This is a genomic window from Streptomyces sp. 13-12-16 (assembly GCF_002114215.1).
Classification (GTDB): Bacteria; Actinomycetota; Actinomycetes; order Streptomycetales; family Streptomycetaceae; genus Streptomyces.
This window is the reverse complement of the sequence record NZ_NCTE01000476.1, coordinates 9,045-19,665: the sequence shown is the minus strand read 5'-3', so window position 1 is coordinate 19,665 and position 10,621 is coordinate 9,045. Positions and strand designations below refer to the sequence as shown.

Here is a 10,621-nt window from a genome sequence, read left to right as displayed (position 1 = left end):
CGCGGCGCGCCCGTCGGGGCCGACGCCCGGCGGCCCACCAGCCGCGGTTCATGGCGCCGGCGGTCCAGGGCCGCCGCGCGCAGCCCGCGGTGCCGGGCGAACTGGTTCAGCGCCGAGGCGAAGGTCCCGCCGGAGAAGGCCGCGTCGACGGTCACGAAGCCGTCCACGGTCAGCGGCACCCCCTCCGGGAGCTGCCGCACGGTGAAGTACGCGCCCAGGTCGTGCGGCACCGAGTCGAAGCCGCAGGCGTGCACCAGCCGCGCCCCGGTCTCCCGCGCGCGTGCGTCGTGCCGGACGTACGTCAGGTCCACGAACTCCGGCTCACCCGTGAGGTCGACGTAGTCCGCCCCGGTGTCCGCGCAGGCGGCGACGAGTTCCTCGCCGTACTCCACATAGGGGCCGACGGTCGTGGCGACCACCCGCGCGTGCTCGGCGAGGGCACGCAGCGAGGCCGGGTCGGACACGTCCGCCCGCAGCAGCCCGACCTCCGCGCCGCCGGGCAGCCGGTCCCGCAGCCGCTCCAGCTTCTCCGTGCTGCGTCCGGCGATCGCCCAGCGCAGCCCGGCGGGGGCATGACCGGCGAGATACTCCGCGGTCAGGGTTCCGACGAAGCCGGTCGCTCCGAAGAGCACGATGTCGTACGGACGGTCCGTCCTGTTCAGCCTGCTCATGACACCCCTTGGTCGTGCAGCCGCGCCGCTGTCGGTGGCCGAGGCTAGCGTGAGGGGTGCGGAGCCCGACGACGAGCCCGGAGGAAACCGATGACCATGCCCCGAACGCCCTGAAGAAGCGGGAAAAGGCGCGACAGCGCGTGGAGCCGGCGCGGCGGACGGGCACCGAGCCGTACAGTGGCCAAGCGCTTGCTCGCCCGGTCTTGTGCCGGGTGGGACACGTTCCTAACATCATGGGTGTTACACCAGTAGTGTCACAGCCGATGGGGGCTCGATGACGGAGGCGAAGACGCCGGAACACGGTCCGCTCGGCGGCGTGCGCGTGGTCGAGCTGGCCGGGATCGGGCCCGGCCCGTTCGCCGCCATGCTCCTCGCCGACCTGGGCGCCGACGTCGTACGCGTGGACCGTCCGGGCGGCCCCGGACTCGGGATCGACCCCGCCCTCGACGTGACCAACCGCAACAAGCGCTCCGTGATCGTCGACCTGAAGGCCCCCGACGGCCCCGCGCGCGTCCTCGGCCTCGCCGAACGCGCCGACGTGCTCATCGAGGGCTACCGTCCCGGAGTCGCCGAGCGGCTCGGCGTCGGCCCCGGGGACTGCCGCGCCCGCAACCCGCGCCTGGTCTACGGCCGGATGACCGGCTGGGGCCAGCAGGGCCCCCTCGCCGACCGCGCGGGCCACGACATCGCCTACACCGCCCTCACCGGCGCCCTCGGCATGATCGGCGACCCGGACGGGCCCCCGGCCGTCCCGGCCAACCTGCTCGGCGACTACGCGGGCGGCTCCCTCTACCTCGTCGTCGGCGTCCTCGCCGCGCTGCACCACGCGCGCGCGACCGGCACCGGACAGGTCGTCGACGCCGCCATCGTGGACGGCACCGCCCACCTGACCGCGATGATCCACGGCATGCTCGCCGCCGGCGCCTGGCAGGACCGGCGCGGCGCCAACCTCCTCGACGGCGGCTGCCCCTACTACGGCACCTACGAGACCGCCGACGGCAGGCACATGGCGGTGGGCGCGCTGGAGCCGCGGTTCTACGCCGAGTTCCTGCGCCTGCTCGGCCTCGACGGCCAGAGCGGTGCGCACGCCGACGTCACCCGCTGGCCGGAGCTGCGCGCACAGGTCGCCGCCCGCTTCAGGACCCGCACCCGCGACGAGTGGACGGCCCGCTTCGACGGCTCCGACGCGTGCGTGGCGCCGGTGCTGTCCCTGCGCGAGGCCCCGCACCACCCGCACCTCGCCGCCCGCTCCACCTTCACCGACCACGCCGGCATCACCCAGCCCGCACCGGCCCCGAGGTTCTCCGCGACCCCCGCCACCCTCCGCACCGGGCCCGCCCGGCCGGGCGCCGACACCGACGACGTGGCCCGCGACTGGGACGTGCCCGGACTGACGGCCCCGGCCCCCTCACACTCCTCCACACCCTCGAAACCCCAGTGAAAGGCCCCCTCGTGAGCACCGAAGCGTACGTGTACGACGCGATCCGCACCCCGCGCGGGCGCGGCAAGGCCAATGGAGCCCTGCACGGCACCAAGCCCGTCGACCTGGTCGTCGGCCTCATCCACGAGCTCCGCGACCGCTTCCCCGGCCTCGACCCGGCGGCCGTCGACGACATCGTGCTCGGCGTCGTCGGCCCGGTCGGCGACCAGGGCTCCGACATCGCCCGCATCGCCGCCATCGCGGCCGGACTGCCCGACACGGTGGCGGGCGTGCAGGAGAACCGCTTCTGCGCCTCGGGCCTGGAGGCCGTCAACCTGGCCGCCGCCAAGGTCCGTTCCGGCTGGGAGGACCTGGTCCTCGCGGGCGGCGTCGAGTCGATGTCCCGGGTGCCGATGGCCTCGGACGGGGGCGCCTGGTTCAACGACCCGATGACCAACCTCGCCACCAACTTCGTCCCGCAGGGCATCGGCGCCGACCTGATCGCCACCATCGAGGGCTTCTCCCGGCGGGACGTCGACGAGTACGCGGCCCTGTCGCAGGAGCGCGCGGCCACCGCCTGGAAGGAGAACCGCTTCGAGCGGTCCGTCGTCCCGGTGCGGGACCGCAGCGGTCTCACCGTCCTCGACCACGACGAGCACCTGCGCCCCGGCACCACCGCCGACTCGCTGGCCAAGCTGAAGCCGTCCTTCGCGGACATCGGCGAGCTGGGCGGCTTCGACGCCGTGGCCCTGCAGAAGTACCACTGGGTCGAGAAGATCGACCACGTCCACCACGCGGGCAACTCCTCCGGCATCGTCGACGGCGCCGCGCTCGTCGCCATCGGCTCCGAGGAGGTCGGCGACCGCTACGGACTCACCCCGCGCGCCAGGATCGTCTCCGCCGCCGTGTCCGGCTCCGAGCCCACCATCATGCTCACCGGCCCCGCCCCCGCCACCCGCAAGGCCCTCGCCAAAGCGGGACTGACCATCGACGACATCGACCTCGTCGAGATCAACGAGGCGTTCGCCGCGGTCGTCCTGCGCTACGTCAAGGACATGGGCCTGTCCCTGGACAAGGTCAACGTCAACGGCGGCGCCATCGCGCTGGGCCACCCCCTCGGCGCCACCGGCGCGATGATCCTCGGCACCCTCGTCGACGAACTCGAGCGCCAGGACAAGCGCTACGGCCTCGCCACGCTGTGCGTGGGCGGCGGCATGGGCATCGCCACCGTCGTCGAACGCCTCTGAGCCCCAGCGACCCGCCACCTCACTCACGGAGACCTCCACATGACCGAGAGCACCACCATCCGCTGGGAACAGGACCGCACCGGCGTCGTCACCCTCGTCCTCGACGACCCCCACCAGTCCGCGAACACCATGAACCAGGCGTTCCGCGACTCCCTCGCCGTGATCACCGACCGCCTGGAGGCGGAGAAGGACTCCATCCGCGGCGTCATCGTCACCTCCGCCAAGAAGACCTTCTTCGCCGGTGGCGACCTGCGCGACCTCATCCGGGTCACCCCCGAGACGGCACAGGACCTCTTCGACGGCGGCATGGCCGTCAAGCGGCACCTGCGCCGCATCGAGACCCTCGGCAAGCCCGTCGTCGCGGCGATCAACGGCGCCGCCCTCGGCGGCGGCTACGAACTCGCCCTCGCCTGCCACCACCGGATCGCCCTCGACGCCCCCGGCTCCAAGATCGGCTGCCCCGAGGTCACCCTCGGCCTGCTCCCCGGGGGCGGCGGCGTCGTCCGCACCGTCCGCATGCTCGGCATCACCGACGCGCTGCTGAAGGTGCTCCTCCAGGGCACCCAGTACAACCCGCGCCGCGCCCTGGAGAACGGCCTGGTCGACGAGATCGCCGACACGCGCGAGGACCTGCTCGCCAAGGCCCGCGCCTTCATCGACGCCCACCCCGAGTCCGCCCAGCCCTGGGACAAGCCGGGCTACCGCATCCCCGGCGGCACCCCCGCCCACCCGAAGTTCGCCGCCAACCTCCCCGCCTTCCCGGCCAACCTGCGCAAGCAGACGGGCGGCGCGCCCTACCCGGCCCCGCGCAACATCATGGCCGCCGCCGTCGAGGGCGCCCAGGTCGACTTCGAGACCGCCCAGGTCATCGAGGCCCGCTACTTCGTCGAGCTGGCCGCCGGACAGACCTCGAAGAACATGATCCAGGCGTTCTTCTTCGACCTCCAGGCCGTCAACTCCGGCGCCAACCGCCCCAAGGGCATCGAGCCCCGCAAGGTGACGAAGGTGGCCGTCCTCGGCGCCGGGATGATGGGCGCGGGCATCGCCTACTCGTGCGCCCGCGCGGGCATCGAGGTCGTCCTGAAGGACGTCTCCCTGGAGGCCGCCGTCAAGGGCAAGGGCTACTCCGGGAAGCTGTGCGCCAAGGCCGTCGCCAAGGGCCGCACCAGCCAGGAGAAGGCCGACGCGCTGCTCGCCCGGATCACGCCCACCGCCGAGGCCGCCGACCTCGCCGGCTGCGACGCGGTCATCGAGGCCGTCTTCGAGGACACCTCCCTCAAGCACAAGGTGTTCCAGGAGATCCAGGACGTCGTCGCCCCCGACGCGCTGCTGTGCTCCAACACCTCCACCCTGCCCATCACCGCCCTCGCCGAGGGCGTCGAGCGCCAGGCCGACTTCATCGGGCTGCACTTCTTCTCACCCGTCGACAGGATGCCGCTGGTCGAGATCATCAAGGGCGGGCGCACCGGTGACGAGGCGCTCGCCCGCGCCTTCGACCTGGTCCGGCAGATCAACAAGACGCCGATCGTCGTCAACGACTCGCGCGGCTTCTTCACCTCGCGCGTCATCGGGCACTTCATCAACGAGGGCGTCGCCATGGTCGGCGAGGGCATCGAACCCGCCTCGGTCGAGCAGGCCGCCGCCCAGGCGGGCTATCCCGCCAAGGTGCTCTCCCTGATGGACGAGCTGACCCTCACGCTGCCGCGCAAGATCCGGCGTGAATCGAAGCGGGCCGTCGAGGAGGCGGGCGGCACCTGGACCGCGCACCCGGCGGAGACGGTCATCGACCGCATGGTCGACGAGTTCGAGCGCCCCGGCCGCAGCGGAGGCGCCGGCTTCTACGAGTACGGCGAGGACGGCAGGCGCGGCAGCCTGTGGCCCGGACTGCGCGAGCACTTCACCAAGCCCGGCCACGAGATCCCCTTCCGTGACATGCAGGAGCGCATGCTGTTCGCCGAGGCGCTGGACACCGTCCGGCTCCTCGAGGAGGGCGTGCTCACCTCCGTCGCCGACGCCAACATCGGCTCCGTCCTCGGCATCGGCTTCCCCGGCTGGACCGGCGGCGTCCTCCAGTACATCAACGGCTACGAGGGCGGCCTGCCCGGATTCACGGCCCGCGCGCGTGAGCTCGCCGAGCGCTACGGCGAGCGCTTCACCCCGCCGGCGCTGCTGGTGGCGAAGGCGGAGAAGGGGGAGGTCTTCACGGACGCCCGCTGACCCGTCGCGGGGGTGACGGGGCGCGCCCCGTCACCCCTCCTCGTCGAGCCACTGGGCCAGCTCCTCCCGCAGCGACCGCTGGAAGGTGGTCAGCAGCGCCTGCACCACCAGCGGATGCATCCGGGCGGACAGGGACCGCACGTCCCGCGCGTCCCGCTCCGCGACCGCGTCGCGCAGCAGCCGCGACAGCTCGCGGGCGGCCGCGCGGGAGTGCCCGGTGAGCGCGGCGCGCGCGGCGAGGACCGTCTCATGGGACAGCGGTACGTCCAGCAGCTCCACCCCGAGGCGCAGCAGCCCGGGGTCGACCCGCAGCACCTCGCCGTCCCGCTCGACGACGCCCATCGCCGCGAGCCGCCGGAGGTCCTCCTCGCCCAGTGCCCGCCCCGCCCGGCGCTCCAGCTCCCCGCGCGGCACCGCCTCCACCGCCTCGGGCGCCCAGGAGGCCACCACCGCCCGCTGGACCGCCAGGTCCCGGGCGCTCAGATCCGGCGGGAGCTGCCCCAGGTACCGCTCGATCGCCGCCAGCGTCATGCCCAGGTGCTGCAGCTCCTCGATGAGCTCCAGCCGGGCCAGATGCTCCCGCCCGTAGTGACCGACCCGCCGGGGACCGATCACCGGCGGCGGCAGCAGCCCCTTGGTGCCGTAGAAGCGGACCGTGCGCACGGTGACACCGGCCCGCGCCGCCAGTTCGTCGATCGTGAGCGGCTGCTCGGTCTCGGTCGTCATGTGCAGCAGTATCGCTGTCCCACCACCGCTGTGACACCTCGGCTGTCATCCCGCGCGGGCGTGTGAGATGTTCCCCGGTGTGACGTGCGCCATCGCGTGAGGCGCCGCGCTTCCGGAAAGGTGCCCCCTCGGTCCGTGCCGTGATCCGAGCACGCCGGCCGAGGCAATCCGGACACCCGGGCGCGACCCGCCCGAGCGCACCAGAGAGTGGAACCACTTCGTGAGCAAGGACGCCGTCAACACGGCAACGGCCGCGGCACCCACCGCGGCGGCCCCGGCGCCCGCGGACGCGGGCGACGCCGGCTACAGCAAGGACCTCAAGGCCCGCCACGTCAACATGATCGCCATCGGCGGCGCGATCGGCACCGGGCTCTTCCTGGGCGCCGGAGGACGCCTGCACGACGCGGGCCCGGCGCTCGCCCTGGCCTACCTGGTCTGCGGCGTCTTCGCCTTCTTCGTCGTCCGGGCCCTGGGCGAGTTGGTCCTGTACCGGCCGTCGTCCGGCTCCTTCGTGTCGTACGCGCGCGAGTTCCTCGGTGAGAAGGGCGCGTACGTCGCCGGCTGGATGTACTTCCTCAACTGGTCGACCACCGGCATCGCCGACATCACCGCGATCGCCCTCTACACGCACTACTGGAGCGCGTTCACCGACATCCCGCAGTGGGTGCTCGCGCTGATCGCCCTCGCCGTGGTCCTCGCGGTGAACCTGATCTCGGTGAAGATCTTCGGCGAGATGGAGTTCTGGTTCGCGATCGTCAAGGTCGCCACCCTCGTCGCCTTCATGCTCATCGGCGTCTTCCTGCTCGCCACCCGGCACGAGGTGGGCGGCGGCACCCCCGGCCCGAGCATGATCACCGACAACGGCGGCATCCTCCCGCACGGTGTGATGCCGGTCGTCCTCGTCATGCAGGGCGTCGTCTTCGCGTACGCGGCGCTGGAACTGGTCGGCGTCGCCGCGGGCGAGACCGCCGAACCGGAGAAGGTCGTCCCCCGCGCGGTGAACTCCATCATGTGGCGCGTCGGCCTCTTCTACGTCGGCTCCGTCGTCCTGCTCGCCCTCCTGCTCCCCGGCTCGATGTACTCGGCCGACGAGAGCCCCTTCGTCACGGTGCTCTCGAAGATCGGCGTCCCGGCCGCCGGCGACGTGATGAACCTCGTCGTCCTCACGGCCGCGATGTCGTCCCTGAACTCCGGCCTGTACTCCACCGGCCGCATCCTGCGCTCCATGGCCACGGCGGGGTCCGCCCCGAAGTTCACCGCCCGCATGAACCGCAGCCAGGTGCCCTACGGCGGCATCCTGCTGACCTGCGGCGTGTGCGTCCTCGGCGTCGGCCTGAACTTCCTCATGCCGGCCCAGGCCTTCGAGATCGTGCTGAACGTCGCCTCCCTCGGCATCATCAGCACCTGGGTGATCATCATGATCTGCCACCTGGTCTTCGTCCGCCGCGCCCGCGCCGGACTTCTCGCCCGGCCGTCCTTCCGGCTCCCCGGCAGCCCGGTCACCGAGATCGCGACCATCGCCTTCCTGGTCTCCGTCCTCGGCCTCATGTGGAACGACCCGGAGGTCGGCCGCAAGACGCTGCTGCTCGTCCCGGTGATCGCCGCGATGCTGGTCGCCGGCTGGTACGGCGTCCGCCGCCGGGTGGCGCGCAACACCGGCCAGGAGCTCTCGCGGCTGACGAAGTAGCACGTCACAGCCACTGTCAGTGGCAACGCCTAGGGTGGCGTCATGTCGGGGATCACATATGTCCGGGGTGACGCCACCGTTCCGTCGGTGAAGGGCGTCAAGGTCATCGCCCACGTCTGCAACGACATCGGCGGGTGGGGGAAGGGATTCGTCCTGGCCGTGTCGCGCCGCTGGCCCGAACCGGAGGCCGCCTACCGCGCCTGGCACCGCGACCGCGCCGCGAACGACTTCGCTCTGGGCGCGGTCCAGCTGGTCCAGGTCGAGCGGTACGTCTGGGTGGCCAACATGATCGGCCAGCGCGGAACCAGGACCGGCAGCAAGGGCGTCCCCGTCCGCTACGAGGCGGTCGACACCGCCCTCGGCCGCCTCGCCGACAGGGCGACGGAGCTGAACGCCTCCGTGCACATGCCCCGCATCGGCTGCGGCCTGGCCGGCGGCACGTGGTCCCGCATCGAGCCGCTGATCACCGGGCGGCTGGTGGAGCGCGGCATACCGGTGACGGTGTACGACCACGGCGACTGAGCGCACCCGTCACCGCTCCCGTGCGGGAACCGGCGCGCCACCGGGCGTGGTTCCGGCCATCCGGGGCCTCACGAGGAGTCAATCGCCCTCTTCTGCACCCGAGTTCACCCATGTACCGTCCCGCGCATGCCGAAACGCACGCGCTTCACGACCTGGAGACCACTTGCGACGGCGGCCACCGCCGCCCTGACGGCCGCACTGCTCACCCCCACGGCCGCACACGCCGCGCCACCGCGCGAGAGCCTGCCCGTCCACTCCTACGACGACGCCGTCCGCGAGGCCGTCTGGGTGGACACCGGACTCGACGAGGACCGGGACGGCCGCACCGACCGGGTCGCCGTCGACATCGTCCGCCCTCGCGAACCCGCGCAGCGGGGCCGGAAGGTCCCCGTCATCATGGACGCCAGCCCGTACTACTCCTGCTGCGGGCGCGGCAACGAGAGCCAGAAGAAGACCTACGACGCGAACGGCGACGTCGTGCGGATGCCGCTGTTCTACGACAACTACTTCGTGCCGCGCGGCTACGCCGTCGTCGGCGTCGACCTGGCCGGAACCAACCGGTCCGACGGCTGTGTGGACGTCGGAGGCCGCTCCGACATCCAGTCCGCGAAGGCCGTCGTCGACTGGCTGAACGGCCGCGGCAAGGCCTACACCAGCCGCACCGGCACCGAACGGGCCAGGGCCGACTGGACCAACGGCCGCACCGGAATGATCGGCAAGAGCTGGGACGGCACCATCGCCAACGGTGTCGCCGCCACCGGCGTCGAGGGCCTGGAGACCATCGTCCCGATCGCCGCGATCTCCTCCTGGTACGACTACTACTTCACCCGGGGCGCCCCGCTCTACGACTCCGGCCCGGACTGGCTGTCCCAGTACGTCGAGAGCCCCGAGGCCCGCGCCGGCTGCGCCGCCGTCCAGCGCGAACTCGTCGAGGGCGCCCCGCGCACCGGTGACCGGACCCCCCTGTGGACCGAACGCGACTACACGCGTGCCGCGAAGAAGGTGAAGGCCAGCGTCTTCCTGGTGCACGGCATGCAGGACCTCAACGTACGGATGCAGCACGTCGGCCCGTGGTGGGACGCCCTCGCGAAGAACGGCGTCGAGCGCAAGATCTGGCTCTCCCAGACCGGCCACGTCGACCCCTTCGACTTCCGCCGCGCCGAGTGGGTCGACACCCTGCACCGCTGGTTCGACCATGAACTCCTCGGCTACGACAACGGCGTCGACCGCGAGCCCATGGCCGACATCGAACGCCGGCCCGACCAGTGGGTGACCTCGAAGAGCTGGCCGCCGCGCGGCACGCACACCACGACCCTGCGTCCCGCCCGGGGCACCGAGGCCGGCGTCGGCACCCTCGGCCTGCGCAAGGGCGCGGGAACCGAGGCCTTCACCGACGACCCGCGGCTGAGCGAGACCGACTGGGCCGCCCGCGTCGACACCCCGACCCCGGACAAGGCCGGCTTCGTCACCGGCCCGCTCACCCGTGACCTGCGCCTGTCCGGCGCCTCCCGGGTCACCGTCACCGCCACCCCCAGCACACCCACGGCCCACCTCTCCGCCGTACTCGTGGACCTCGGCCCCGACACCGTCCGCGACTACGCCGACGACGGAGAAGGCATCACCACCCTCCCCGAGCGCACCTGCTGGGGCGCGAGCACCGCGGGCGACAGTTCCTGCTTCCAGGAGACCCGCGCCACGACCACCGACGTCGAGCACACGATCGTCAGCCGCGGCTGGGCCGACCTCGGCAACCACGCCGACGACGGCAAGGGCGAGCCGCTCACCCCCGGCAAGCGGTACACCATCACCCTCGACCTGGCGGCCACCGACCACGTCGTCCCCGAGGGCCACCGCCTGGCACTGATCGTCGCCGGCACCGACCGTGGCCTGATCGACCCCCCGGCCGACACCCCGACGCTCACCCTCGACCTGGCCCGTACCTCCGCGCGGGTGCCGTTCGTCGGCGGAACGGCCGCCTTCGCCCGCGCCACGGCGGGCTCGCGCACCACGGCCCCGGACACTGTCCTGGACGGCGTGGACCGACCCGACGTCACCGCCCACCGCGTCCCCGGGGAGGCCGGCACATCGCGCTGAGGAGGTGAGTTTTGCGCCAAAGGTGGTAGGGGCGTAG

Annotated in this window: 8 protein-coding genes; 6 read left to right on the top strand and 2 right to left on the bottom strand. The window is 72.3% G+C overall.

Annotated features, from left to right (window positions below; genetic code table 11):
- On the bottom strand, positions 1-671 hold a 671-nt coding region (locus tag B7767_RS19120), incomplete at its 3' end, for a trans-acting enoyl reductase family protein (protein ID WP_179167200.1).
- Between the two features lie 274 nt (positions 672-945).
- On the opposite strand from B7767_RS19120, the gene B7767_RS19115 reads away from it, so the two are divergent.
- From B7767_RS19115 to B7767_RS19105, 3 genes are read left to right on the top strand one after another with little or no spacing between them, the layout of a single operon-like run.
- The gene (locus tag B7767_RS19115; protein WP_085573247.1) at positions 946-2,112 is read left to right on the top strand and encodes a CaiB/BaiF CoA-transferase family protein; all 1,167 of its coding nucleotides are present in this window, start codon (positions 946-948) and stop codon (positions 2,110-2,112) included.
- A gap of 11 nt (positions 2,113-2,123) precedes the next feature.
- Complete coding sequence (locus B7767_RS19110; RefSeq protein WP_085573246.1) at positions 2,124-3,338, top strand: acetyl-CoA C-acetyltransferase; 1,215 nt, start codon at positions 2,124-2,126, stop codon at positions 3,336-3,338.
- 39 nt (positions 3,339-3,377) lie between these two features.
- On the top strand, positions 3,378-5,555 hold the full coding sequence (locus B7767_RS19105; protein ID WP_085573245.1) for a 3-hydroxyacyl-CoA dehydrogenase NAD-binding domain-containing protein: 2,178 nt from the start codon (positions 3,378-3,380) through the stop codon (positions 5,553-5,555).
- A gap of 30 nt (positions 5,556-5,585) precedes the next feature.
- Here the strand turns inward: B7767_RS19105 and B7767_RS19100 are convergent, their stop codons facing one another.
- Positions 5,586-6,281: a MerR family transcriptional regulator gene (locus B7767_RS19100; RefSeq protein ID WP_085573244.1), complete on the bottom strand. Its 696-nt coding sequence runs from the start codon at positions 6,279-6,281 to the stop codon at positions 5,586-5,588.
- 220 nt (positions 6,282-6,501) lie between these two features.
- Between B7767_RS19100 and B7767_RS19095 the strand changes: the two genes are divergently transcribed.
- The 3 genes from B7767_RS19095 to B7767_RS19085 all read left to right on the top strand — a co-directional run bounded on the left by B7767_RS19095 (position 6,502) and on the right by B7767_RS19085 (position 10,584).
- Positions 6,502-7,968 carry an amino acid permease gene (locus B7767_RS19095; RefSeq protein WP_085573243.1) on the top strand — a complete coding sequence of 489 codons (1,467 nt, stop codon included), beginning with the start codon at positions 6,502-6,504 and terminating at the stop codon, positions 7,966-7,968.
- Between the two features lie 42 nt (positions 7,969-8,010).
- On the top strand, positions 8,011-8,490 hold the full coding sequence (locus B7767_RS19090; RefSeq protein WP_085573242.1) for a macro domain-containing protein: 480 nt from the start codon (positions 8,011-8,013) through the stop codon (positions 8,488-8,490).
- 126 nt (positions 8,491-8,616) lie between these two features.
- Complete coding sequence (locus B7767_RS19085) at positions 8,617-10,584, top strand: Xaa-Pro dipeptidyl-peptidase (protein WP_085573241.1); 1,968 nt, start codon at positions 8,617-8,619, stop codon at positions 10,582-10,584.
- The last annotated feature ends 37 nt before the right edge of the window (positions 10,585-10,621 follow it).